Origin of the sequence: Pseudomonas sp. Z003-0.4C(8344-21), assembly GCF_900104975.1 — a bacterium.
Classification (GTDB): Bacteria; Pseudomonadota; Gammaproteobacteria; order Pseudomonadales; family Pseudomonadaceae; genus Aquipseudomonas; species Aquipseudomonas granadensis.
Genome location: NZ_LT629756.1, coordinates 3,767,842 through 3,791,924, shown reverse-complemented (window position 1 = coordinate 3,791,924; position 24,083 = coordinate 3,767,842). Strand labels below are relative to the sequence as shown.

General features: G+C 59.9%; 27 protein-coding genes and 1 tRNA gene. 11 read left to right on the top strand and 17 right to left on the bottom strand.

Annotation, left to right across the window (positions count from 1 at the left end; all coding sequences use genetic code 11):
• Positions 1 to 27 precede the first annotated feature (27 nt).
• Positions 28 to 429, bottom strand: a complete 402-nt coding sequence (locus tag BLU24_RS17155; RefSeq protein ID WP_093102015.1) for a RidA family protein — start codon at positions 427 to 429, stop codon at positions 28 to 30.
• 115 nt (positions 430 to 544) lie between these two features.
• On the opposite strand from BLU24_RS17155, the gene BLU24_RS17150 reads away from it, so the two are divergent.
• The 3 genes from BLU24_RS17150 (at position 545) to BLU24_RS17140 (ending at position 3,823) form a co-directional block, all read left to right on the top strand.
• Positions 545 to 1,438 (top strand): LysR family transcriptional regulator, encoded by an 894-nt coding sequence (locus BLU24_RS17150; RefSeq protein ID WP_093102010.1) that lies wholly within the window; start codon positions 545 to 547, stop codon positions 1,436 to 1,438.
• A gap of 120 nt (positions 1,439 to 1,558) precedes the next feature.
• Positions 1,559 to 2,719, top strand: a complete 1,161-nt coding sequence (locus BLU24_RS17145) for a radical SAM/SPASM domain-containing protein (RefSeq protein WP_093102007.1) — start codon at positions 1,559 to 1,561, stop codon at positions 2,717 to 2,719.
• A gap of 93 nt (positions 2,720 to 2,812) precedes the next feature.
• Positions 2,813 to 3,823 carry a GlxA family transcriptional regulator gene (locus tag BLU24_RS17140; RefSeq protein ID WP_172833279.1) on the top strand — a complete coding sequence of 337 codons (1,011 nt, stop codon included), beginning with the start codon at positions 2,813 to 2,815 and terminating at the stop codon, positions 3,821 to 3,823.
• Between the two features lie 189 nt (positions 3,824 to 4,012).
• Here the strand turns inward: BLU24_RS17140 and BLU24_RS27895 are convergent, their stop codons facing one another.
• The gene (locus tag BLU24_RS27895) at positions 4,013 to 4,510 is read right to left on the bottom strand and encodes a hypothetical protein (protein ID WP_093102004.1); all 498 of its coding nucleotides are present in this window, start codon (positions 4,508 to 4,510) and stop codon (positions 4,013 to 4,015) included.
• A gap of 529 nt (positions 4,511 to 5,039) precedes the next feature.
• Here BLU24_RS27895 and BLU24_RS17130 point away from each other — a divergent pair.
• Positions 5,040 to 5,414 carry a DUF6124 family protein gene (locus BLU24_RS17130; protein WP_093102002.1) on the top strand — a complete coding sequence of 125 codons (375 nt, stop codon included), beginning with the start codon at positions 5,040 to 5,042 and terminating at the stop codon, positions 5,412 to 5,414.
• A 50-nt stretch (positions 5,415 to 5,464) separates the two neighbouring features.
• Positions 5,465 to 5,821: a DUF6124 family protein gene (locus tag BLU24_RS17125; protein ID WP_093101999.1), complete on the top strand. Its 357-nt coding sequence runs from the start codon at positions 5,465 to 5,467 to the stop codon at positions 5,819 to 5,821.
• Between the two features lie 227 nt (positions 5,822 to 6,048).
• Here the strand turns inward: BLU24_RS17125 and BLU24_RS17120 are convergent, their stop codons facing one another.
• Positions 6,049 to 7,077 (bottom strand): alpha/beta fold hydrolase, encoded by a 1,029-nt coding sequence (locus BLU24_RS17120; protein WP_093101997.1) that lies wholly within the window; start codon positions 7,075 to 7,077, stop codon positions 6,049 to 6,051.
• Positions 7,078 to 7,395: 318 nt separating this feature from the next.
• Here BLU24_RS17120 and BLU24_RS17115 point away from each other — a divergent pair.
• Positions 7,396 to 7,470: transfer RNA gene (locus tag BLU24_RS17115), tRNA-Gln, on the top strand.
• Positions 7,471 to 7,583: 113 nt separating this feature from the next.
• Here BLU24_RS17115 and BLU24_RS17110 read toward each other — a convergent pair.
• Together BLU24_RS17110 and BLU24_RS17105 are read right to left on the bottom strand one after the other, a co-directional pair.
• On the bottom strand, positions 7,584 to 9,572 hold the full coding sequence (locus tag BLU24_RS17110) for a peptidase U32 family protein (RefSeq protein ID WP_090283004.1): 1,989 nt from the start codon (positions 9,570 to 9,572) through the stop codon (positions 7,584 to 7,586).
• A gap of 227 nt (positions 9,573 to 9,799) precedes the next feature.
• Complete coding sequence (locus BLU24_RS17105; protein ID WP_090283006.1) at positions 9,800 to 10,180, bottom strand: RidA family protein; 381 nt, start codon at positions 10,178 to 10,180, stop codon at positions 9,800 to 9,802.
• 223 nt (positions 10,181 to 10,403) lie between these two features.
• On the opposite strand from BLU24_RS17105, the gene BLU24_RS17100 reads away from it, so the two are divergent.
• The gene (locus tag BLU24_RS17100; RefSeq protein WP_093101994.1) at positions 10,404 to 10,814 is read left to right on the top strand and encodes a cupin domain-containing protein; all 411 of its coding nucleotides are present in this window, start codon (positions 10,404 to 10,406) and stop codon (positions 10,812 to 10,814) included.
• A 9-nt stretch (positions 10,815 to 10,823) separates the two neighbouring features.
• Here the strand turns inward: BLU24_RS17100 and BLU24_RS17095 are convergent, their stop codons facing one another.
• From BLU24_RS17095 to BLU24_RS17080, 4 genes are all read right to left on the bottom strand, one after another.
• Positions 10,824 to 11,033: a hypothetical protein gene (locus BLU24_RS17095; RefSeq protein WP_093101991.1), complete on the bottom strand. Its 210-nt coding sequence runs from the start codon at positions 11,031 to 11,033 to the stop codon at positions 10,824 to 10,826.
• Positions 11,034 to 11,094: 61 nt separating this feature from the next.
• Positions 11,095 to 11,601 carry a peptide-methionine (S)-S-oxide reductase MsrA gene (gene msrA / locus BLU24_RS17090; RefSeq protein WP_093101988.1) on the bottom strand — a complete coding sequence of 169 codons (507 nt, stop codon included), beginning with the start codon at positions 11,599 to 11,601 and terminating at the stop codon, positions 11,095 to 11,097.
• A 159-nt stretch (positions 11,602 to 11,760) separates the two neighbouring features.
• On the bottom strand, positions 11,761 to 12,108 hold the full coding sequence (locus BLU24_RS17085) for a general stress protein (RefSeq protein WP_090283013.1): 348 nt from the start codon (positions 12,106 to 12,108) through the stop codon (positions 11,761 to 11,763).
• Positions 12,109 to 12,363: 255 nt separating this feature from the next.
• Positions 12,364 to 12,543 (bottom strand): general stress protein, encoded by a 180-nt coding sequence (locus BLU24_RS17080; protein ID WP_093101985.1) that lies wholly within the window; start codon positions 12,541 to 12,543, stop codon positions 12,364 to 12,366.
• A 349-nt stretch (positions 12,544 to 12,892) separates the two neighbouring features.
• Here BLU24_RS17080 and BLU24_RS27660 point away from each other — a divergent pair, with 349 nt between their 5' ends.
• A complete protein-coding gene (locus tag BLU24_RS27660) occupies positions 12,893 to 13,063 on the top strand; it encodes a general stress protein (RefSeq protein WP_157720685.1) in 171 nt (56 codons plus the stop codon).
• Positions 13,064 to 13,083: 20 nt separating this feature from the next.
• On the opposite strand, the gene BLU24_RS17075 is transcribed toward BLU24_RS27660, so the two are convergent.
• Together BLU24_RS17075 and BLU24_RS17070 are read right to left on the bottom strand one after the other, a co-directional pair.
• Entirely contained in the window at positions 13,084 to 14,205 is a 1,122-nt protein-coding gene (locus BLU24_RS17075; RefSeq protein ID WP_093101982.1) for a carboxylate-amine ligase, read from the bottom strand.
• Positions 14,202 to 14,480 (bottom strand): hypothetical protein, encoded by a 279-nt coding sequence (locus tag BLU24_RS17070; protein WP_093101979.1) that lies wholly within the window; start codon positions 14,478 to 14,480, stop codon positions 14,202 to 14,204. Before BLU24_RS17070 ends, BLU24_RS17075 begins: the two co-directional genes overlap by 4 nt.
• An 858-nt stretch (positions 14,481 to 15,338) precedes the next feature.
• Between BLU24_RS17070 and BLU24_RS17065 the strand changes: the two genes are divergently transcribed.
• The gene (locus BLU24_RS17065; protein WP_090283018.1) at positions 15,339 to 16,223 is read left to right on the top strand and encodes a manganese catalase family protein; all 885 of its coding nucleotides are present in this window, start codon (positions 15,339 to 15,341) and stop codon (positions 16,221 to 16,223) included.
• Between the two features lie 101 nt (positions 16,224 to 16,324).
• Positions 16,325 to 16,834, top strand: a complete 510-nt coding sequence (locus tag BLU24_RS17060) for a ferritin-like domain-containing protein (protein ID WP_090283019.1) — start codon at positions 16,325 to 16,327, stop codon at positions 16,832 to 16,834.
• Positions 16,835 to 16,888: 54 nt separating this feature from the next.
• On the opposite strand, the gene BLU24_RS17055 is transcribed toward BLU24_RS17060, so the two are convergent.
• Positions 16,889 to 17,878, bottom strand: a complete 990-nt coding sequence (locus BLU24_RS17055) for a ribonuclease Z (RefSeq protein ID WP_093101976.1) — start codon at positions 17,876 to 17,878, stop codon at positions 16,889 to 16,891.
• 464 nt (positions 17,879 to 18,342) lie between these two features.
• Here BLU24_RS17055 and BLU24_RS17050 point away from each other — a divergent pair, with 464 nt between their 5' ends.
• On the top strand, positions 18,343 to 18,573 hold the full coding sequence (locus tag BLU24_RS17050) for a hypothetical protein (RefSeq protein WP_093101972.1): 231 nt from the start codon (positions 18,343 to 18,345) through the stop codon (positions 18,571 to 18,573).
• A gap of 12 nt (positions 18,574 to 18,585) precedes the next feature.
• Here the strand turns inward: BLU24_RS17050 and BLU24_RS17045 are convergent, their stop codons facing one another.
• The 5 genes from BLU24_RS17045 to BLU24_RS17030 all read right to left on the bottom strand — a co-directional run bounded on the left by BLU24_RS17045 (position 18,586) and on the right by BLU24_RS17030 (position 23,917).
• Entirely contained in the window at positions 18,586 to 19,119 is a 534-nt protein-coding gene (locus BLU24_RS17045; protein ID WP_093101969.1) for a DUF4142 domain-containing protein, read from the bottom strand.
• The gene (locus tag BLU24_RS27655; protein ID WP_157720686.1) at positions 19,116 to 19,283 is read right to left on the bottom strand and encodes a hypothetical protein; all 168 of its coding nucleotides are present in this window, start codon (positions 19,281 to 19,283) and stop codon (positions 19,116 to 19,118) included. Before BLU24_RS27655 ends, BLU24_RS17045 begins: the two co-directional genes overlap by 4 nt.
• Entirely contained in the window at positions 19,280 to 19,522 is a 243-nt protein-coding gene (locus BLU24_RS17040; protein ID WP_093101966.1) for a hypothetical protein, read from the bottom strand. The genes BLU24_RS27655 and BLU24_RS17040 overlap by 4 nt, the downstream gene beginning before the upstream one ends.
• Before the next feature lie 657 nt (positions 19,523 to 20,179).
• Positions 20,180 to 22,039, bottom strand: coding sequence for an ABC transporter ATP-binding protein (locus tag BLU24_RS17035; protein ID WP_093101961.1), 1,860 nt, complete (start codon positions 22,037 to 22,039; stop codon positions 20,180 to 20,182).
• A gap of 765 nt (positions 22,040 to 22,804) precedes the next feature.
• Positions 22,805 to 23,917 (bottom strand): alkene reductase, encoded by a 1,113-nt coding sequence (locus BLU24_RS17030; RefSeq protein WP_093101958.1) that lies wholly within the window; start codon positions 23,915 to 23,917, stop codon positions 22,805 to 22,807.
• Between the last annotated feature and the right edge of the window lie 166 nt (positions 23,918 to 24,083).

Below are 24,083 nucleotides of genomic sequence, written 5' to 3'. Positions count from 1 at the left end.
GGCCCCTGCAGCAAATCGACCTGACGATCAGGCAGCGTCCGGCAACCGGGCGATCACCTTGATCTCGAAATCGAACCCGTACAGCCAGGTTACGCCCACCGCCGTCACCGTCGGGTGCGGTGCATCGCCCCAGAATTCGCTCAGGACGACATTCCAGATGGTTTCGAATTTCGATTGCGGGTCGACGATGAAGATCGTCACGTCGACCACGTCCTCGAAGCTGGCGCCGGCCTCATCGAGGATCGCGTTGAGGTTGTGGAAAGCCTGGCGTACCTGATCTTTCAGATCCGGTTCTGGCGTGCCGTCCTCGGTGCTGCCGACTTGCCCGGACACAAACAGGAAACCATTGGAGCGAATCGCCGGTGAATAGCGGTGGCGCTCGTACAGCGTGCGGCGGGTCGGTGGGAAAACAACGTCGCGCTGAGTCATAAAGGTGTCTCCATCAGTAAGGTGATGGCGCCACTTTAGGTATTTGCAGCGGGCCGATAAACGCGCAAGCTTGGCGTTCACTGTTTGTAAATTCCAAACAATCGAGGCGCGCACCGTGGATCGTTTTGACGCAATGCAGGCCTTCGCCAGGGTGGTCGAGGCGGGGAGCTTCACCAAAGCGGCAGAAACCCTGCACATGAGCAAGACCACTGTGACCCAGCTGGTGCAACAGCTGGAGGCACGCTTGCGGGTCAAACTGCTCAACCGCACCACACGCAAGGTCAACGTCACCGCCGATGGCGCCGCTTATTACCTGCGAGTGGTCAAGCTGCTGGCCGACCTGGACGACGCGGAAACCAGCCTGCCGGGCGTTGCGGCAGTGCCGTCGGGGCGATTGCGTATCGATGTACCGAGTCCGTTTGCGCGGCATATTCTGGTGCCGGCACTGCCGGAGTTCCATGCGCGATATCCGGACATTCAAATCGACATGGGCGTCAGCGACCGCATCGTCGACATCATCGATGAGAACGTCGATTGCGTGGTGCGCGGGGGCGAACTGCTGGATCTGTCGTTGATGGCGCGCAAAGTCGCCGATCTGCCATTGGGCGTATTTGCCGCGCCGCAATATCTGGCTCGCGCTGGCACGCCTGAGCATCCGCGGGAGCTGGAAGACTCGCACCATCGGGTGGTCGGGTTTCTCTGGGCGCGTACGGGCAAACCCGTGCCATACGCCTTGGACAACGGCCGTGAACATTTGCAAATCAAGGGTCGCCATGTTCTGGCGGTCGACGACGGCAATGCCTATCTGGCGGCGGGTCTGGCCGGGATGGGGGTGCTTTGGCTGCCGACGTACATGTCCGATGCGCATGTTGCGCGCGGCGAACTGGTGCCATTGTTCGAAGGCTGGCGGTTGGAAAGCATGCCGCTTTACCTGGCGTATCCGCCGAACCGGCATGTCAGCTTGAAGTTGCGGGTGTTTATCGACTGGATCGTGGCGTTAATGGCGTGACGAGTCTGGTGCGCTTATTGCTTTACGCGAATCAATGTCGTCAAAAAAACAACGATCCCGTCGACCCGAACGCGAGCAATGATGAGATGCGCACGTTCGACTCAAGGAGCAATGCTCATAATGAATATGTACATCGATATTGTCGGCGCCTGCAATCTGAGCTGCCCGTCATGCCCAATGGGTAATTCGGAAAATCTCAATTTCAAAAAAGCCATGCAACTGGACATGTTCCGGCAGATTGTCGAAAAGGCCCGGTCGGAGGGCGTGCGGACAATCTTCCTCTATAACTGGACCGAGCCTTTGGTTCATCCGAAAATCGGCGAGTTTATCGAGATCATCAACGCCGCCGGCATGGCGAGCGGTATCAGCACCAACCTGAATCTGGCCAAGAACATGGAAAAGGCCTTGCTGGCCGAGCCGAGCTACTTCCGCATATCGCTGTCGGGTTTCTATCAGGAAACCTACAAAAAGGGCCATGTGGGCGGGGATATCGAAGTCGTCAAACAGAACATGATTGCCCTGCATGAGATCAAGCAACGCCTGGGCTTGAGCACCCGTGTCGATGTCTACTATCACCGCTACCTGGACAACATCGACGAAGAAGCACTGATGCGCGACTTCAGTGAGCGTCTCGGATTTGTGTTTACCACTGGCTATTCGGTGATGATGCCTTTGGAAAAGACGCTGGCAATCGTCGAGCGCGACCCCTCTGTTACGGCTACCGATTACGAAACCCTGAAACGCCTTGCATTGCCGCCGTACGATGACCTGGTCAACGTCATGCAGCAATATCCCAAGCAGGCGTGCCAGCTCAAGGATAACTGGCTGGTGATCGACTGCAATGGCAATACCGTACTGTGCTGCACGATCTTCAATCAGTCCGAGTATCAGGTCGGCAAGTATCTCGACATGCCGTTGGCCGAACTGACGCAGCGTAAATCGACCCAGCAAAATTGCGTGGACATGTGCAACCGCTGCGCGAAAAAAGGCTTGCACATTTATTCGACGTTTCCCAATCAGGGCGCACTCGAGCAACACGCCGTCAATCGCATCATTGATTTCGAACGCCTCGAAAACCTCGGGTTTCCCGTGGACAGCGAACGGCTGGGGCGTGCCGGCGAAGTCAGTGCGGAAAACTTCGACGAGGCGCAATACCTGCGCCTGAACGACGATGTCCGGGTTGCGGTTTCCAACGGGGCTTTCAGCAGCGGTTACCAGCATTACGTGCTTTGTGGCCGACTCGAGGGGCGAGCAGGCGCGGGGATGTTCTCGTTCGTTTGAGGCGCGGCTGATCATCCCGTCACACGCACGATTGACTCTTTACCGCTTCCGGCCAACTATCGGCGCACAACAACATGACCGATGGACTGAAACTTGACCGAACGACGCCAATTCAGCGGAGGCATGAAGGGCAAAAACCTCCGCTATCTGAATGAGCAAAGCGATAGCGCGCCGCTGACGCGCACCGGTTTTCTGCTGCTCGAACACTTCTCACTGCCGGCTTTTACCCAGACGCTGGACGCCGTGGTAACTACCAATCTGTTGCGCCCGGGGCTGTTTACTTCGCGCACGTTCGGGCTGGGCGAGGGCGAGGTCATCAGCGACCTGGGGCTGGTGATCCGTCCCGATGCACGCCTTGACGCAGCTGCGCTCGAAGATCTGGATCTGCTGGTGGTGTGCGGCGGTTATCGCACCGAGCTGCGCGCGAGCGATGGGTTTGTGCATGTGCTCAAGCTCGCGGCGGAGCGGGGCGTCAGTCTGGCCGGGTTGTGGAATGGTTCGTGGTTTCTCGGCCGCGCCGGGCTGCTTGACGGCTACCGCTGCGCGATACACCCGGAACATCGCCCGGCGCTGACCGAAATCGCCAAGGCCACCCATGTCAGCAGCGAACCTTATGTGATCGATCGCGACCGCCTCACCGCGTCGAGCCCGTCGGGGGCTTTCCATATGGCGCTGGACTGGATCAAGAGCCTGCACGGCAAGGCGCTGGTCGAGGGTGTCGAGGACATTCTCGCGTTCGAGGAGTCGCGCTACCGGCGGATCAAACCGGACGAAAACCTCTGCGTCAGTGCACCGTTGCGTGAAGTGGTCAAACTGATGGATGCCAACCTGGAGGAGCCGCTGGAACTGGAACAACTGGCGGTGTACGCCGGACGTTCCCGCCGTCAACTGGAGCGCCTGTTCAAGGAACAACTCGGCACTACGCCGCAGCGTTATTACCTGGAACTGCGCATCACCGAAGCCCGCCGCCTGCTGCAACACACCGAACTGTCGCAAGTGGAAGTGCTGGTGGCCTGCGGGTTTGTCTCGCCGAGTCATTTCAGCAAGTGCTACAGCGCCTATTTCGGGTATCGGCCTTCCAAAGAGAAGCGCTTGGTCAAATAACCCAAGTCTCCACCAACCTGAGTTCACCTCGGTATTCCAAGTCGGCGTATCTCTCCCAATCACCCCGATCAGTCCCCTCTCCCTCTGGGAGAGGGCTAGGGTGAGGGTCGCCCTCAAAGCAAAAACCAGGCGCAAAAAAAGGGCGCCTCATCAGGCGCCCTTTTTTATTCAAGCTTGATCCATAACCGATCAGCGCGATTTCTTGGCATTCGGCGTTGCCGCGTTGCTCAAGCCCTTCGCATTGTGATCCCCAGGCGTCGAGGCCGAGATCGCCGTAGCCTTGGCCACGCCGCGAGTATCTCTGGAGTTGGCGATGCCTGACGTGGTTGAGCCATGGCCCGTCTCACCGTTGCGATCGTTGCCATAGTGGTTACCGCTTTCGCCACGGTCGCGAACAGCCTTGCCGGCATGATCGCTGCTGAGTCCATTGCCACGGCCGTTGCTGTTGGCGCCGCCGTGATCGGAACCGCTGCGGCCACCGCCGATACCGCCGCCATGGCCACCGCCGTTGCCACCACCATTACCACCGCCGCCGCCATTACCGCCACCGCCACCATTACCACCGCCACCGCCGTCCTTCGCATAGGCAGCGTTCATGATCGAGAGATCAGCAGGGAGCAGCGGGGCGGCTCCGAGCATCATGGCGCAGGACATGACGGCAACGAGACTCTTGTTTTTTAACAGCATGATAGTGTCCGAAAGGGGCGGGTAATACCGCATGTACTCAGACGCCATCGGCTCGTTCTGGTTCAAATCCTGCGACAGACGGAGCGGCAACTTGCGGCGGTAGAAGTAGGCGCACCGCCGTCCCGGCCAATCGTGAGCAATTCAGGGCGTTTGCGGTGTTTAAACGTTCCTGCGCACGCCCGTTTAAGTTACACCAGTTGTTACGCCATAGCGGCTACAACACCTTGCGCCGTTGCCTACGCGTACGCCAGAATCCGCCGGCTTACGAGCCTTGAGGCGGGCTGTATCGTTTCCCTGTCACTGCAAAACAGTGATCGGGTTTGGTAGCCCGTTTCTCGACAAACGTTTGGCATCGCCAGAACCAGTCTCTTTCCGGGACTCGGTTTTATATGGTGGCCATGCGTGGGGCTCCTTCGGGGGCGCCGGGTTTTCTCTGTCTTGACCGGTCTACCAACCCACGTGTGGCCGCCACCCTTCGTTTGGTAGCGAAGTGATGGCTCTTTCATTTCCTCAAGACAAAAAGTGCTTTATGTTCAAAGTCACACCCAACCCGCCAGACACCGATCCAATCCCTTACGACGCCGCGCTTGAACCTCAAAACATCAAAGACGCCGCCGATCGCGCCATCAACTTCTACCTCAGTCCCGGGGCGCACAAGATTTCGATTCCCTCGCGCAACACCGGCAGGATCTACCTCATCGACCCCACCGTGGATAACGAAACGCTGCTCGTCGAAGCAACGGAAACCCTGTCCTCGGCCAGTGACATGGCTCGTGAACTCGCCGATTCGATTGACAGTTCCCAGCGCAAAAAAATGCTCATCCTGCGACCGGTGATCATGCTCAGCGAGCTGACGGTAAACCGCGTGCTGGATAATCAGCGCTTGCCCAACCCGTCGCAGTGACGATCATCCGTTAACGAGCCTTGAGGGGTTCCTGTCTGGAGTTGCAGCTGATGTCCAAGCCACCCGAAGCACCGCTCACTGACCCGGCTTCGCCGTACGCATTCCCCAACTCGCGAAAGCTCCACGAAGCGGCGGAACGCGCGCTTGACCATTACCTGCTGCCCGCCGCGATCATGGCCACGCCCTATACGCCCAGCCCGCTGTTCATGGTCAACCCGCAATCGGACGCCGAGACGTTGCTGACCAATGCCAGCTGTTCCCTGGCGTCCGCCACGGTCATGCTTGGCAATTTTGCGGGGGTATTGGAGGGCTCGCACCGTCAGACCTTGCTGGGCATTGCGCAGGTGGTCATGTTGGGTGAGCTGGCGGTGAACAAGGCGTTGGATCTGGTTGTGCCAACCGAGTGATCGCGCACGTTAGGCGGGCTTGAGGGTATCTGAACGGGCGTCATCGCGAGCAGGCTCACTCCTACCTTTGAAATGCGTTCCCCTGTAGGAGTGAGCCTGCTCGCGATAACGTCCGTTCAGGCAAAGAATCTGCAAGCTTTTACACTAAACCTGACCGTCCCTCGAGCCTCAAGCCCACCTTTAACCAATCAAGCAGTCAGCCGTTGCGGCTGACTGCTTTTGTGTTTCTACAGGTGATCAGCGTCGATGACAGCCTGCGCAAACGCCTTCGGATCTTCCTGCGGCAAGTTGTGCCCGATGCCGCCGCTGATCAAGCGGAACTGATATTTGCCGGTGAAGCGCTTGGCGTAATCCTCCGGTGCCGGGTGCGGTGCGCCGTTGGCGTCGCCTTCGAGGGTGATGGTCGGCACGCCAATCGACGGCGCGGTGGCGAGTTTCTGTTCCAGCGCCGCGTATCGCGCTTCGCCCTGCACCAGGCCCAGGCGCCAGCGGTAATTGAACACGGTGATCTCGACATGATCGGGGTTCTGCAAGGCCTTGGCGCTGCGATCGAAAGTCGCGTCGTCGAATTTCCATTGCGGTGAGGCGAGTTGCCAGATCAGTTTGGCGAAGTCATGGGTGTTCTTTTCATAACCGGCGCGACCGCGCTCGGTAGCAAAGTAGAACTGGTACCACCATTGCAATTCGGCTTTCGGCGGCAGCGGGTTTTGCCCGGCGGCCTGGTTGCCGATCAGGTAGCCGCTGACCGCCACCAGCGCCTTGACGCGTTCCGGCCACAGCGCCGCGACGATGTCCGCTGAACGCGCGCCCCAGTCGTAGCCGCCGAGCACGGCTTGCTTGATCTTCAGTGCGTCCATGAAGTCGATGACGTCACTGGCCAGCGCCGCCGGTTGGCCGTTGCGCAGAGTGTCTTTGGAGAGGAACTGCGTATCGCCGTAACCGCGTGCATAGGGCATCAGCACCCGGTAACCCTTGGCGGCCAGCAGCGGCGCGACTTCGTCGTAGCTGTGAATGTCGTAGGGCCAGCCGTGCAACAGGATCACCACCGGGCCGTTGGCCGGGCCGGTTTCGGCATAGGCGACGTCGAGCACGCCGGCCTTCACGTGTTTCAGCGGGCCGAAGGGCGAGGGCGCGGAATAGCTGATCGCAGCCGGTTCGGCGGTTTGCGCCTGAACGCTGGCGACAGTGCCGAACAGCGACAGCGCCAGGATCGACAAACCGAGTGCGGTTTTACGGGTGTGCAGTGCCTTTTTCATGGGGACGTCTCCTGTGCATGCCTTGGTCAAGGGGCTGTAATGAAACCTTGAAACCGTGAGTGCATTTGAGCGGATGGACGTATCCGGGCTGTGTCTGAAAGAGGCCTTGTTGCAAGGCGATGTATCGTCGTTGCGCACGTATACAGTGTGATACGCAGTGGCTGAAGGTGCCCGGCGCCGGGCTGTTTACCGATGAAAAAATTAAGTCGCTGTTTTAAAACAAAAAATATTTCACGTCGGGCTTCCCAAAGCCAAACAATGTTGGTAAATTGCGCCCCGTTCTCACAGCGAACCCAACGGGCCGCTGGAAAGAGCAGTAGGGGCGTCGCCAAGCGGTAAGGCAGCAGGTTTTGATCCTGCCATGCGTTGGTTCGAATCCAGCCGCCCCTGCCATATTCGAAAAAACGCCAACTTCGCAAGAAGTTGGCGTTTTTTTATGCCTGCGATTTGGCAAGGCACAGCAAGGCCAGCCTGCGCGGCGCCGAAGCACCGCGCAGGCCAGGCACTCAGTGCGGTGCGCGCGGGATGGTCTTCATCAGGTCTTCAGGGCTGATGTGGCCAACCACGCTGCCCGGTTGCGGCAGGTTGAGGATGTGGCCCTTCATCTTGCCGATGATGTGCATCTCGCACGGCTTGCAGTCGAACTTCAGCGTCAGCACTTCATCGCCGTGGATCAATTGCATCGGCGCGACTTTGGTGCGCACGCCGGTCACGCCTTTGGCCTGTTTCGGGCACAGGTTGAAGGAGAAGCGCAGGCAGTGCTTGGTGATCATCACCGGCACTTCGCCCGGCTCTTCGTGGGCTTCGTACGCCGCGTCGATCAGCTTGACGCCGTGACGGTGGTAGAAGTCGCGCGCCTTCTGGTTGTAGACATTGGCGAGGAAGGTCAGATGCGAATCCGGGTACACCGGCGGCGGGCTGGTTTCGGCCTTGCGACTGCCACGTGGATGCGCGGCGACGCGGGCAGCGGTCAGGGCTTCGATCACTTCACGGCGCAGCGCTTTGAGCTGCGAGTTGGGGATGAAGAATGCCTGCGGCGCATCGAGCTTGACGTCGGTGGCGTGGTACTGGGTGGTGCCGAGCTGGCCGAGCAGATCGCGCAACTGTTCCAGCGCTTGCTCAGGCTTGTTGGCCACGCCGAACGGACCGGGCAAGGTGACGCTGGCGCTGATGCCTTCTTCGCTGGTGGCAGTGATTTCCAGTTGTTCCTCGCGCAGACGCGCCAGCCAGCTCAGGGCCACGCGACGTTCCGAAGAAGTCTTTTGCAGCGCCTGTTGCCAGTTGTGGTCAAGGTTGCGGTTCAGCGGGTGATTCGGGCGCAGCTTGAACAGGCCTTCGGGCATTTCGTTCGGCTCGACGCGATAGCGGTAGCGCTTCTCGCCGTCTTCCTCGAACTCGCCTTTGGCTTCGGCGATGTTGGCGCGGAAACCGACCACTTCGCGTTTGACCAGCACGTTGAGGCCGTCACCGTTGGACAGCGGCTCGTGGGTCACCACCTGCATGTCACGCTTGCCGACTTTTTCGACCGTGCCAACCGGCAGGCCGGTGAAGGTAGGCGAGTCGAAGGCGCCGATGTCGATCTTGCGATCGGTGACGAAATAATCGGTGCTGCCACGGTGGAAGGTTTTTTCCGGATCGGGCAGGAAGAAATGCGCGGTGCGGCCGCTGGACGCGCGGGCGAGGTCCGGGCGATCTTCCAGCACGTCGTCGAGGCGCTGGCGGTAATAGGCAGTGATGTTTTTCACATAGCCCATGTCCTTGTAGCGGCCCTCGATCTTGAACGAGCGCACGCCGGCTTCGACCAGTGCGCGGATGTTGGCGCTCTGGTTGTTGTCCTTCATCGACAGCAGGTGTTTTTCGTAGGCGATCACGCCACCCTTTTCATCTTTCAGGGTGTACGGCAGACGGCAGGCCTGCGAGCAGTCGCCACGGTTGGCACTGCGGCCGGTCTGCGCGTGGGAAATGTTGCACTGACCGGAGAAGGCCACGCACAACGCGCCGTGGATGAAGAACTCGACGGCAGCGTCGGTCTCGTCGGCGATGGCGCGGATTTCCTGCAGGTTCAGCTCGCGCGCCAGTACCAGCTGCGAGAACCCGGCCTGATCAAGAAACTTTGCTCGCTCCAGGGTGCGGATGTCGGTCTGGGTCGAGGCGTGCAGTTCGATTGGCGGAATGTCCAGCTCCATCACGCCCAGGTCCTGAACAATCAGCGCGTCTACACCAGCGTCATACAACTGATGGATCAGCTTGCGGGCCGGCTCCAGTTCGTTGTCGTGCAGGATGGTGTTGATGGTGGTGAAAATGCGCGCATGGTAGCGGCGGGCGAATTCCACCAGCTCGGCGATTTCGCTGACTTCGTTGCACGCGTTATGGCGCGCGCCGAAGCTCGGGCCGCCGATGTACACGGCGTCAGCGCCATGCAGGATCGCCTCACGGGCGATGGCCACGTCGCGGGCAGGGCTGAGCAATTCCAGATGATGCTTGGGCAAGGACATAGTTTTTTTAGTCAGGCTGTCACGGTTAGGCGCGCATTCTACCCGCGAAACGCGCAGCCGGCACGCCTGCGCTGCCCGATGGCACAGAACCCAAGAATCACACAACCCCCTGTAGGAGTGAGCCTGCTCGCGATAGCGGTGGTTCAGCCAATATAAATGTTGAATGCATGGCCGCTATCGCCAGCAGGCTGGCTCCCACAGGGTTGTGTGGTGTTACAGACGTCAGGTCAGGCCTTGGCCGCCATCGCCGTGACTTCTACGCGCATCCCTTCAACCGCCAGCGCCGCCACGCCCACTGCCGCACGCACCGGCCATGGCTTGGCGAAGAATCGCTGGTACACCTCGTTGAATGCCGCGCGATCGGCCATGTCGGTGAGGTAAATGGTCAGGTGCATGACCCGGTCCATCGAACTGCCGGCACGCTCCAGCGCAACTTTCAGCGCTTGCAGGGTGCATTCGCTCTGGGTGGTGATATCGCCCAGTTCCAGGCTGCCGTCGGCGCGGGTCGGTATCTGGGTGGAAACCATGATTCCGCCGAAGGTCGCCACGTCGGAAGAGATCGAGTCGGCGTCCGGATCGGGGGTGAAGGTGATGTCTTGGTTGGCCATGGGAATCCCTTGTCTGAGCGAGTGAAGATCGCGGCAGTTTACAGCTTCCTCGCCCACGAGGCCTGTCTGGTTGATCGCCACTGCGGCAAAGTAGTTTGTATAAACGTGTATCAGATTGAGCGCGATACACAGCTGAACAACAAACTCAGGGCTTTGGACACATCCGCCCTACATCCAACCCGCACAGTAGCCCTCACCACATCACTGATCCAGAGGGCTACATATGAAACGTTCACTGTTACTCGCCAGCGCCATTTTCGCTTCGATGATCGGCATCGCCCACGCGGCCGACGCCCCGGCCAAGAGCTGGCAGCAAGGCTTGAGCCGCACCGATCTGGTCAAGCAGGATCTCGGTGCTGCCGACCGCGAAGTGGTTCAGGCACGCGTCGACTTCGAACCGGGCGTGACCTCGCCGCGCCATGCACATCCCGGCGTTGAAGTCGCTTACGTGATCAGCGGCACGTTCGAATATCAACTGGAGGGCAGGGCGCCGGTGACGCTGAAGGCGGGGGAGTCGCTGTACATTCCGGAAGGCGTGGCGCATGTCGCGAAAAATGTCGGCAAGGACAAGGCCTCGGAGCTGGCGACTTATATCCTCAAGAAAGGCGAACCAGTGCTCATCCTCAAGCCTTAAGGCGCTGCCTCAATGCAGAGTCGCCGCCCGGCGACTTTCGCCGATGCGGATGCGATCGAGCGCACGGTTCAAGGCATCGAGCGCATCGAGCAGGGCCTTGGCCTCGGCGACACGATCCTCGCCCCAGAGGCGCTCGGCCAGCCGGTTCAGGGCCTGGATCGAGCGCTCGATGTCGGCGGCGCTGGTCGGCTCTTTAGGAGTGGGGAGACTTTTCGGCATTCGCGACATCCTGCAAAAAATGGCTCAATCACGTCAGCGCTACTGACGCGACGCCGACCGATCAGCCGCGCTTGGGCAGTTTCCAGTCCGGCCGAATGAAGTGGCAGGTGTAGCCATTCGGAATCCGCTCCAGATAATCCTGATGCTCAGGTTCCGCTTCCCAGAACGGTCCGGCCGGTTCGATTTCAGTCACCACCGGGCCTGGCCAAAGCCCTGAAGCGTCGACATCGGCAACGGTGTCTTCAGCCACGGCGCGTTGCTCGTCGTTGAGGTAATAGATCGCTGAACGATAGCTCGGGCCAAGGTCGTTGCCCTGACGGTTGGGCGTGCTCGGGTCGTGAATCTGGAAGAAGAATTCGAGAATCTGACGGTAGCTGATCAAAGCGGGATCGAAGGTGATTTCGATGGCTTCGGCGTGGTTGCCGTGGTTGCGATAGGTCGCGTTGGGTACATCGCCGCCGGTATAACCGACGCGTGTTTCCAGTACGCCAGGGTAGCGGCGCAGCAGATCCTGCATCCCCCAGAAGCAGCCGCCGGCAAGAATCGCGGTTTCGGTGTCAAAGGTCATGGCGGTCATTCCTCTCGCAACGTTGGGGATTGTCATGGTTATGAGGGCGAGTTGGCCAATTCCAAGGTGCGGCGATGTAGAAAGCGGCGGGAGATTGCGAGGAAGTTGTCTTGCGTTGGATAAACGGCAGGGGAGCGAGGCTCCCCTGCAAATGGCGCATTAGCTGTTGCGCCCACCACCATGACTGTTTTCGCCACCCTTGCGCCCGGCTTCGGAAGCTTTTTCGCGGTCATTGGCAAAGTTGCCACCGCTGTTCTGGCCGCCTTTGCTGCCGGCCTCCGACGCGCGCTGCGGGTCGTTCTTGAAGTTGCCGCCGCTGTTCTGGCCACCTTTGCTACCGGCCTCGGCTGCACGCTCCGGATCATTCTTGAAGTTGCCTCCACTGTTTTGGCCGCCTTTGCTGCCAATTTCCTGGTAGAACTCTTTATCATGCGAAGCCGATGTTGCTTCCCCACCTTTTTTACCTGCTTCGTTGACGGACATGCTGCCTTGTTTATCTTGAGCCATTTTAAAACACCTCTTGCATATATACGCATTGATTCGAATTCAGGCTGCGCTTAGTTGCGCGCTGAAGTTGTTCGGACAAATGCCGTGGATACTGCCTGATGTTGTTTGTTGCAATGCTCGTTACTTGCCGGTTGGCTTGGGTTCGACTGTCAATCAGTTGGAACGCTCATCAGGCATGGATAACTGCCTTTCATGCTGATGACCGTTCCAGCTGTTTGATTTCGAAGGGCAGCGAGGCTGCCCTTATGCCGCCGGTCAAGACGACTTACGGCCGCCACCGTGGCTGTTCTGGCCGCCTTTACGGCCTGCTTCGGAAGCTTTTTCGCGGTCATTGGCGAAGTTGCCGCCGGATGCCTGGCCGCCTTTTTTACCCGCCTCGGATGCCTTCTCGCGATCGTTGGCGAAGTTGCCCGGATTTTTATTACCTGTAGTCATGATAGCTCTCCAATATCAATTAAGGTTTTCTTAAGTTGCCCATTTGTTGCAACGGACACTTACTCGGATAACGCGGCGGGGAAAATCGTTTGAAGATTTTTTTTGGTGCCCGATGAACGGTAGTGCCCGCGATGAAACTTATACAGACTGCTGTTTCAGGTGCCGCTTCGTATAAGTTTGCCGATGTTAAATTGATAGTTTGCAAGTGTGTTATAGCTTCGCTTCGTTTCGTTTAATTACCTTTCGTCAGTAGTGCGAGTGCATGGGTGGCGAGCGCAAAGTTCGGTTGATAGGGTGCAAGGGCGGCATACGAAACTGACAGTCAGGAACTGATCGCGAGGACATTGCCATGACCAGCAAGCATCAAAGCGGACATTCATTCGCCGACGATCCACAGAAAATCAAGGAGGCCGGTAAGAAGGGCGACACTGCGGTCGACGTCAAACTTGACCGAGCGGAAAAGGCACGCACGGGCGGGCAGCACAGCCATGGTGGAACCCGCACCGGCAAGGGGGACTGAAGCGATGTGTTGAAGGTCGATCAGCTGCGCGAGGTTTCCTCCAGCAGATGATCGACCACTTGCGACAGCGCAGAGCGCGGACCGGGCTGTTGCTGCAGAGCCTGGTTGAATACCGCCAGTTGTCGGTCGGCGCTGGTGCCGTCATTGATGATTCTGTGGGCGCGTTCGAACAAGGTCGGCATGCGCAGGTCGTCGGCGATTTCGGCGTAGCGTTCCTCAGCCAGCGCTAGCCACTGGCTGATTGAGCAAGGGCTGTCCTGGCCTGTGACGATAAACTTTCCATCGAGCCCCCAGCGCTTGGCGCGCCAGCGATTTTCCTCAAGTATCCAGCGTGCTGACGCGTCATAGGCTGAGCCGGGTTGCGGTTGGCTGCACGCATGCGCGACCAGTACGCGAAAGAATGCGGCGAGGGTCAGCGCATCTTCCACGCGCGGGCAGGCGTCGGTCATGCGCAGCTCCAGCGTCGGGTAGCGCACGGCCGGGCGAATGCCCCACCAGCATTGGCTGGGCTGGCTGATCACGCCGGCGCGGGTCAGAAAACCAACGTGATCGTCATAGGCCAGTTGATCGGCAAACAGCGGCGGCACGCCCATGCGCGGCCACTCGTCGCACGCAGCCTGGCGATAACTTTTGTAGCCGCTGTTGGCTCCGCCCCACAGTGGCGACGAGCAACTCAGGGCCAGCAGCAACGGTGTCCATGGCAACACTTCATTCATGATTTTGATGCGGTCGTGTTGTTCGGGCACTTCGACATGCACATGCAGGCCCGACAGCACGCTGCGCCGGGCGACGTGGCCGTAGGTGTCGAACAGTTCGTGAAAATGCGGTTCGTCGGTGGGGATCTGTTCGCGCCAGTCAGCCAGTGGGTGACTGCCGGCGCTGAGCAGGCCGAGGCCGAAAGGTTTGAGGGTGTTGTTCAGGGCCTGACGTGCGCCGGTCAGGTAATCGCTGGCTTCGACGAAATCGGTGAATACGGGTGAAGCGATTTCGAACTGGCCCTGGAACATCTCTGTAGCGAACGAGGCACCGATGGCTTTTTTGCAAGCTTCACGAGCCTCGGGAGCAGGGGCGCCAACCATTTTGCGGGTGTGCAGGTCGGTGACGAAATATTCTTCTTCGATTCCAAAGCGCGGTTCGGTCATGGCTGGGCTCGCTGGGCATTACAGGGTTCGTGGTAGTCGTGGCCAGCGATGGCGTGCAGGTAGGCCTGGTCGGCTTCGCGGCGCAGTTCTTGCCATTCTTGCCAGGTGATGATGCCGAGTCGGTCCATTTCGTCGCATTGGCGCAGGAGTTCTTCGTGGTAGCGATCGGGGCAGTCCATGCGCAGGGTGCGGTCTTGCAATGTTCGATGCCAGGTATCGAGGGCTTGCAGGCGGGTTTGTTGTTCGGCTGTCAGCAGGTTTTTATAGGCATTCATGGGGGCTGGCTCGCGGGTTGTTTTCTTTGTGAGCGCTTGGGGTTCGTGGAGGTTCAAGGGAAGTGATGGGGCGTGTGCCGTGGCGGCCTCTGGGCCGACCAGGCTTTGGTTGTTTTGGGTGTATATCCGTTTTTTTTGGTGTTGCGGCTGGCGGTTCCGCTTTTACAGCGGGTCACTTTTGCAGACGCCCAAAAGTAACCAAAACGCTGGGCCCCTGCGTTCGGCCCTCGCAGGCTCGGGTTCCTTCGCTCCGGGACCGATCCGGGCGCAGCGGCTACGGTTTGCTTCGCTGCACCTCCTTCCGCTGTGTCTGGCTGCGCCAGACGGTCGCTGCGCTCCCACGCCCGGATCGATCCCTCCACTCAGCCTGCCGATGGGGCCGGTTAGGCAAGATCAAAAGCACTCGAGCTGCGCTCATTGTAAGGAGTGGTTAGAAGCGGGGCGTTTGGCTTGTGTTTTGTGGTGTGGCTGCCCCTCACCCCAGCCCTCTCCCGAGGGAGAGGGAGCTGATTCGTGGGCCGTTCAAAACTTGTGTTCGACTCGGTATGTCTTGTCGGCGTATCTCTCGCATCCGCCTCGGTCAGTCCCCTCTCCCTCTGGGAGAGGGCTAGGGTGAGGGGCTTTTGATTTTGCTGTTTCTTTTGTCTGAGTTGCACTCGCGAACCGCTGCTTTCAATGAAGCAAATCGCGCAAACAAGCGAACCCGCACCTCCCGTTTCGCTTGTTCCCGCGACATAACCATTTGTCCTGAACCCGAATATTTTTTGAAATTTTCTCCGCAGCCAATGCTTCACAAAGGAGTGGGCAGTGACTTAACCGTTGAGACCGCCACACTCATTCAGACTGAGGAGATTTGTCATGTTTCTACATAACAAGCGACTTCAATACACCGTTCGTGTTGCGCAACCCAATCCCGGGCTTGCGAATTTGCTGTTGGAGCAGTTCGGGGGGGCGCAGGGTGAGTTGGCGGCGGCTACGCGCTATTTCACTCAGGCGTTGGCTGAGGATGATCCGGGGCGCAAGGATTTGCTTCTGGACATTGCCACGGAGGAGTTGAGCCACCTGGAGGTGATCGGTTCGATCATCGTCATGCTCAACAAGGGCGCCAAGGGCAAGATGGCTGAGGGCGTGGAAGAAGAGGGTGAGTTGTATCGTTCGTTGAACGGTGCCGGTAACGACTCGCACATCACCAGCCTGTTGTATGGCGGGGGGGCGCCGTTGACCAATTCGGCGGGTGTGCCCTGGAGCGCGGCGTATGTCGACACCATCGGCGAACCGACGGCGGATATGCGTTCCAACATCGCGGCTGAAGCGCGGGCGAAGATTGTTTATGAGCGGTTGATGAACGTGACGGACGATCCCGGTGTGAAGGAAGCGCTGGGCTTCTTGATGACCCGTGAAATCGCGCACCAGTTGTCCTTTGAAAAAGCCCTGCATGCGATTCAGCCGAACTTCCCGCAAGGCAAGAAACCCGGCATGCCGGAGTTCACCAACGTCTACTTCAACATGTCTCATGGCACCGAGAGCATGCGTGGGCCATGGAATCAGGGTGACGATTGGGAGTTTGTCGAAAGCCCAACGCCAGCGGTGGATGGCGGCGATGGTCTGGCGACGGTCGAGCTGGACAGTGCTGACGAAGCGCTGCTGGAGAAAATGAAAACCCGCACCATGTCCGATCCCAACAGCGAGCCGGTCACCGGTGCGGATCTGGGCGCCGGTACGCAGGTTCCGCCGTCGTTGTGACAGCGCGACACTGCCCGCCGAACTCCGCTCAAGCGCGCCACGCAATAGCGTGGCGCGCTTGAGCGGGACCACTGTGAAACCATCAAGAAGAGGATTCAATCATGGCCACTCCACAGGAAAATCTGCTCGACTGGCTGCGTGACGCCCATGCCATGGAGCAACAGGCCGAGCAAATGCTCAAGGCGCAATCCAAGCGCCTCGAGCACTACCCGCAACTGAAAGCGCGGATCGACCAGCACATTGAAGAAACTCTCGGCCAGCAGAAACTCATCGATGAGTGCCTGCAACGATTGGGTGGCGACTCGTCGACGATCAAGGATCTGGGCGGCAAGTTGATGGCGTTCGGTCAGGCCGTGGGTGGCTCGTTGATGAGCGATGAGGTGATCAAGGGCGCGATGGCCGGTTACGTGTTCGAGAACATGGAAATCGCCAGCTACACCGTGCTGATTGCTGCCGCCGAAGCGGCGGGTGACACCCAGACGAAAAAGGCTTGTGAGTCGATTCTGCCGCAGGAAGTGGCCATGGCCGACTGGCTGCTCAAGCACCTGCCACAGCTGACCGAGGCGTTTCTTGCTCGCTCGGCTGACCCCGACAAGGAAGCCAAGAAGTAACCCCAACGTGGAACCGGAACGTCCGTTCGCCAGGCGAGCGGACGTTTTTATTTTTCATTTATCGTGCGAGCGGGGCAGAGGGTTTCGCATCACCGGCTGCAACTGACCGTGCTGATCGAAGTGATAGCGCTGCAGGTCGCGCGCCAGAATCAATTGCCCGTTGTACAGCGCTGCCGCCTCACTGCGAACGTCTTCGATCGACGGATGTTGCGCCGGATTGGCCTGGTAGCGTGCGCTGAAGTGCGTCAACACCAGATTGCGCACGCCCACCGCTTCGGCAAAACCGGCGACCGCTGCGGCGCTGCTATGGCCGTAGCTGGCGCGGGTTTTATCGATGGCCGCTTGGATGAACGTCGCCTCATGCACCAGTACATCGGCTGAAGCGGTAACTTCCGCCAGCAGTTCCGGGCGGTCGTTGTCGCCACACACAATGATGCGCTGGGGCGCACGAGCCCTCAGTAAATAGTCCTGCGCGCGCAGCCAGCGCCCGTCGTGCAGCACATCCTGGCCGTGGGCGAGTTCGCCCCACAGCGGACCGCGTTCGATGCCTTCAGCGTCAAGCCGTTGAACATCCAGACGCGGCGCCGGATCGGCTTCGGTGAAGACATAACCGTGACACGGCACGCGGTGCGACAGCTCGACCGTGCTGACCTCGACGTTGCCGTTGCGCCAATGCTCGAGCGACTCGACGGCATGCAGATGAATTTCGAAGGGCAGATGCGACTGGGTCACCGCGAGGCTCAACGTCAGCCACGGATGCAGCGCCGCCGGGAGGATGATATCCAGCGGCCGCGATCGTCCAGACATGCCGGTACTTGCCAGTAAACCGGGCAGGCCCAGGCAATGGTCAGCATGGACATGGGTGATGAAAATTCCACGCAATTCGCTCAGCGACAACGGCGTGCGCAGGACTTGATGCTGCGTGCCTTCACCACAGTCGATCAGATACCAGCCTCTGCCCGACGCCTCGATCAATGCCGTGGCGCTGACATTGCGCTCACGGGTCGGCACGCCGGCAGAGGTGCCCAGAAACAACAAGTCCACGATAGTGTTCTCTCGCAATCATCAGGTGAAACGCATAAGACGGAATGGCCATGGGTTGTCGTCATCGACCGGCGCTTGCGTCCGGGAGTTCCGCGCTCGCAGCGGTGGCCAGTCGTTGTATGTACTGTTGCTCTAACGCCAAAAATCAAAAGCCCCTCACCCTAACCCTCCCGAAACGTCGGACCGCCCGTAGGGAGAGGGGACTGACCGAGTCGTTTGGGCGACGTGTGTCGTATTGGTGATGTCGCGGCGAATACTAAATCCGAATACCACCCAAATCGGCTCCCTCTCCTGGGGGAGAGGGTTGGGCGGGCGGCGTTCCGATGAGGGGAAAGCCTCACCACCTCACTAAAGCCGAACACCCGAACTCGTAGCAATGAACAAACAACCCGACCAAAAAAATCGAACGCTAACCCAACCACAACGTCCATCGCCATAACCCCCCAAAAAAACCGGAGAACCCAATGACCAACTACCCAATGGACGAAACCGATTCAGACCACCGCAACCGCCAGTTCGGCCAGGCCCTGGGGCTGGACGCCGACGAGGTCGAACTCTGGGTCAGCGCTATCGAAGAAGACGGCAGCGGCATGGGCTACGTCGTGCACTTTTCCGACGAGACGCCGGTCGATGTCCTCGCCAAAGTCCAGGGGCTGGGCGACGACATGACCATCAACGTTGGCCCCATCGACTGACAGCGCCGCCGCTCAAGGCCTAGTCGGCGCAATCAGTTTCCCGGCCGAAGGCTTGAGTTTTTCCTGAAGAGCCTTCGCCGTCTGCGCCTGCTTTTCGATGCCTGGCAGCGCTGATTTCGCGAAAGCCTTGAGCTGCGGGTTTTCCGAAGACATCGCCTCTTTCTTGAATAGCATGACCTTCTGCTCGAGGGTCTCGGCCTGGCTGTCGATGTAGGTGCGGTCGAACGATTCGTCACGCGATTCGAGGCGTAATTGCTTGGCTTTTCCGGCGGTCGAAGGTTCGGCCGGCACGTCCATCTTCAAGGTTTGCCCGAGCTGCTGCAGTTTCGGATAGAAGCGGTCGTGGTCAGCGATCATGCTTTTGGCGAAGTCCCTGACTTCGGGCAGTGCACTGTTTTCCATGGCTATCCGAGAGGCGTTGTTCTGGAACAGGCTCTGTTGCGCCGCTTCTTCGACGAAGGCATTGAGTGTGACGGCGTAACACAGGGCGACGGTCTGCAGGCTCAGGACCAGCGTGGCGAGGGCTTTTACTGCGAGCTTGTTCATGTCCGGCCAACCTCCGGGTCACGTTCTTTATCCGCAGGGCCGGGGGTTACGCGGGCGCCTTGTTGGTGGTCGTTGTTTTCGCGGCGTACGCGTTGATCGTCGGTCAGGCCGTCGGCTTCGGTGTTCGGCGTGGTTGGGGCTTGGTTGGGTTTTTCACCGGTCATGGGTTGATTCCTGAGTGGCTTGAATTGGCTGTGACGGCGGTCACTGAGCGGGTGTAGGCCGCGGTGGCGATTTCGATCAGGGTGTTGCGTTCGGGGGTATCGATGATGCCGCGGCTGCGGTAGTCGTCGGCGAGCCGGAGCAGTTCGTCGTATCGGTCTTCGGGTTCGCTGAAGGTGCTGGTGTTGGTCAGCAGGTCATGCCATTGGCTGTAGGCGAGCATTTTGGTTTCGTTGTACATGGCGTTTTTCCTCGGCCCTTTGTGGGGTAGAGGAGGGGCATTGGCGGGGTGTTCCCTGGGGGCGACGTACGGTTGGTTTTGGTTCTTTTGGGTGTTTGGGTTTTGGGTGAATATCCGTTGCTGCGGTAACGGCGGCTTAGGGTTCCGCCCTTACGGCGGGTCACCTTTTTCAAACGCCGGAGTGCCGGCTCAGCAAAAAGGTAACCCAAAACGCTTGCTCCTGCGTTCGGCCCTCGCAGGCTCGGGTCCCTTCGCTTCGGGATTGATCCGGGCGCAGCGGCTACGGTTTGCTTCGCTGCACCTACTTCCGCTGTGTACGACTGCGTCGTACGGTCGCTGCGCTCCCACACCCGGATCAATCCCTCCACTCAGCCTTCCGACGTCGCCGGTGAGTCAAAAGCAAGATCAAGAGCACTCGAGCTAACGCTCATTGTTGAGTGGTTAGAAGCGTGGGGTTGGCTTTGAATTGGTGGTGTGGCTGCCCCTCACCCCAGCCCTCTCCCGAGGGAGAGGGAGCCGATTTGGGTTGGCTTTGACGTGTGTGTTCGACTCGGTATTTCAGGTTTGCGTACTACTCCTGTTCACCGCGGTCAGTCCCCTCTCCCTCCGGGAGAGGGTTAGGGTGAGGGGTTTTGACCTTGATATGAATTGGCCGGATCAAGCCTGATCCAACGTCGCGGCAAACCCCTGATCTTCCCCCAGAAACCCGCCGCTCTGATGCTGCCACAGCCTTGCGTAAATCCCGTTCCTGGCCAGCAGTTCGGCATGGGTGCCTTGTTCGATGATGCGGCCTTCGTCCATGACAATAAGCCGGTCCATGGCGGCGATGGTGGAGAGGCGGTGGGCGATGGCGATGACGGTTTTGCCTTGCATCATTTCGTCGAGGCTTTCCTGGATCGCCACTTCGACTTCGGAATCGAGGGCGCTGGTGGCTTCGTCGAGCAGCAGGATCGGGGCGTTTTTCAGCATGACTCGGGCGATGGCGATGCGTTGGCGCTGGCCGCCGGAGAGTTTGATGCCGCGCTCGCCGACCAGGGTGTCGTAGCCGCTGTGGCCCTGGCGGTCGCTCAGTTGGTTGATGAAGCCGTCGGCCTGGGCGTTGGCGGCGGCGCGGTGGATGTCTTCGTCGCTGGCGTCGGGGCGGCCGTAGGCGATGTTGTCGCGGATCGAGCGGTGCAGCAGCGAGGTGTCCTGGGTGACCATGCCGATGGCGCTGCGCAGGCTGTCCTGGGTTACTTCGGCGATGTTCTGGCCGTCGATGCGGATCTGCCCGCTGTCGACGTCGTAGAAACGCAGCAGCAGGTTGATCAGCGTTGATTTGCCGGCGCCGGAGCGGCCGACCAGGCCGATTTTTTCGCCGGCGCGAATGTGCAGGCTCAAGCCGTCGAGGACCTGACGTTCGCCGTTGTAATTGAAGCTGACGTCGTCGAACGTCACCGCGCCGCCGCCAGGTACCAGCACGCCGGCGTTCGGTGCGTCCTGGACTTTCGGGCCGCGGGTGAGGGTGGCCATGCCGTCCTGCACGGTGCCGATGTTTTCGAACAGCGAGGTCATCTGCCACATGATCCAGTGCGACATGCCGTTGATGCGCAAGGCCATGGCAGTGATCGCCGCGACCGCGCCTGCGCCGACCTGGCCCTGGTGCCAGAGCCACAGGGCATAGCCGCCGGCGCCGATGATCAACGCGACCACCAGGGCCTGGTTGACGATCTCGAACTGACTGACCAGACGCATCTGGCGAAACCCGGTGAGTTTGAAATCTTCCATTGCCGCGCGGGCGAAATGCGCTTCGCGTTTGGAGTGCGAGAACAGTTTCACCGTGGTGATGTTGGTGTAGGCGTCGGCGATGCGCCCGGTCATCGATGAGCGCGCATCGGCCTGTTCCTGGCCGACTTTGCCCAGGCGTGGCACGAAGTACACCATCGCCAGCGCGAACAGCGCGACCCAGGCAATGAATGGCAGCATCAGCTTCAGGGCGAAGCCGCCGGCCAACGCGATGATGGCGATGAAGTACACGCCGATGCCGGGGGCGATTTCGATCAAGGTGAACAGCACTTCACGCACCGCCAGCGCGGTTTGCATGACCTTGGTGGTGACTCGGCCGGAAAACTCATCGGAGAAGAACGACAGGCTTTGCCGCAGCATCAAGCGGTGAAAATCCCAGCGCAGGCGCAGCGGCAGGTTGATCGCCAGGATCTGGTGCTGAACCATCGTGCGCAGCGCAACCAGCACGATGCTCACCAGCAGGACGATGCCGATGCCCCACAGCACGCGGCTTTCTTCGGCACTGACGCCGCCACCGGCCTGCCAGGTCGAGAGCAGGTCGACCACCTGGCCGAGGAAGGAAAACAGCCACGCTTCGTAGATCGACACACCGGCGCTGAGCAGGGCCAGCGCGAGGATATAGCCGCGCGCGCCGCGGGTGCACGCCCACAGAAAACGCGTCAGGCCCACCGGCGGTGGCGGCAATTCATCAGGCGGGAAGGGATCGAGTCTACGTTCAAACACGCGAAGCATTGCGCACTCCGAAAAGGATCAAGGTCGGGGGATTCTGCCACTTAACGGCGCCCTTGAGGGTTTGCCGGTCGATGTCAGGTCATCTGAACTGACCCTGAAACGGGGCCGCAGTGCCAATTGATTGTTCTTGCCGGGTACGCACTGACGCTTTCCTTGCCCAGTGTGTGCTGCAATTGATGAACAAGATCAAAAGCCCCTCACCCTAGCCCTCTCCCGGAGGGAGAGGGGACTGATCGGGGTGAATGCGAAAATCACGCCGACCTGAAATACCGAGTCGTACGCAGTTTCCGAAATGCCCACAAATCGGCTCCCTCTCCAAGGGGAGAGGGCTGGGGTGAGGGGCGAATACACTACAAATCCCAAGCCATGCGACGCTTCACACCACTCAACAATGAGCGCCAGCTCGAGTGCCTTTGATCTTGATCTTGCCTAACCAGCGACATCGGAAGGCTGAGTGGAGGGATTGATCCGGGCGTGGGAGCGCAGCGACCGTCTGGCGCAGCCAGACACAGCGGAAGGAGGTGCAGCGAAGCAAACCGTAGCCGCTGCGCCCGGAGCGATCCCGGAGTGAAGGAACCCGAGCCTGCGAGGGCCGCACGTAGGAGCAAGCCTTTTTGGGTACTTTTTCGGCGTCTGGAAAAAGTGCCTCGCCGTAAGGGCGAAACCGCCAGCCGCAACACCAAAAAAAAACGGATATTCACACAACCCAACCACAGCATGGCCGGCCCAAAGGCCGCCACGCCACAAAAAAGAGCCGCCCCCCGCTCAGGCATAAAACGGATAATCCACGTACCCGCGCTCATCGCCACCAAAGAAACTGCTCGGGTCCGGCGTGTTCAGCGGCAGGCTTTCGCGGATCCGCCGCGGCAGGTCCGGATTGGCCAAAAAAGGCCGGCCAAACGCGATGATGTCGGCACGCTCCGAGCGCAACGCCTGCTCGGCAGACTCGGCGTCGTAGCCGCCCGCAAGGATCAGCACGCCTTTCCAGATTCCGCGCAATTGCGCAATGATCGCGTCCCAGCGCGGGTCGAAATTCTCGTCCTTGACCGTGCCGACCATCGCCGGCTCGACCAAGTGCAGATACGCCAGATTCCACACATTCAGCGCCTCGACCAGATAGCCAAACGTGTCTTCTGGCGTGTCATCGCCCATGCCCATGAAGCGCCCCATCGGCGTCAGGCGTACGCCGACGCGTTCGGCCCCAACTTCGTCGGCCACGGCCGCCACCACTTCGAGCAACAGACGCGCGCGATTCTCGACGCTGCCGCCGTAGGCGTCGTCTCGCTGATTGCTGTTGCTGTTGAGGAACTGATCGAGCAGGTAGCCGTTGCCCGCGTGGATCTCCACGCCGTCCATCCCGGCACGAATGGCATTGCGCGCAGCGCGGCGATAGTCCTCGACGATGGCGGCGATTTCTGCGGTTTCGAGGGCGCGCGGTACCGGCACGTCACCCCAGACGCCATTGCCGTGTTCGTCAACGATGAAGGTCTTGCCGGGCACCGGCAGTGCGCTCGGTGCGACGGGCAGGCCGGCGTCCGGTTGAAAGCTCGGGTGCGAGACGCGGCCCACATGCCACAGCTGCATGAAGATCAGCCCGCCAGCGCCATGCACCGCGCCGCTGACTTCACGCCAGGCCTCGACCTGCTCATCGCTGTAAATGCCTGGCGTCCATGCGTAACCCTGGCCCTGACGGGAGATCTGCGTGGCCTCGGTGATGATCAGCGCAGCACTGGCGCGTTGGCGGTAGTACTCGGCGTTCATTGCGTTCGGCACGTCGCCGGGCTGACCGGCGCGCGAGCGCGTCAGCGGTGCCATGGCGACGCGATGGGAGAGGGTGTAAGGGCCGAGGGTGACGGGTTGAAACAGGCGGCGGGTCATGGGCAACTCCAGAAATTCAGCGATTGGATGCAGGCGCGACAGCCGGGCTGCGCACGCGGTAGAGCTACGTTAACCGGGCCGGGCGGGGGTGATAATTGGTGGGCAGCGCTACGCTGTTTTGCGTCTGGCGCAACGGCGCCCGCGTTCATTGGCGATGAACGCGGGC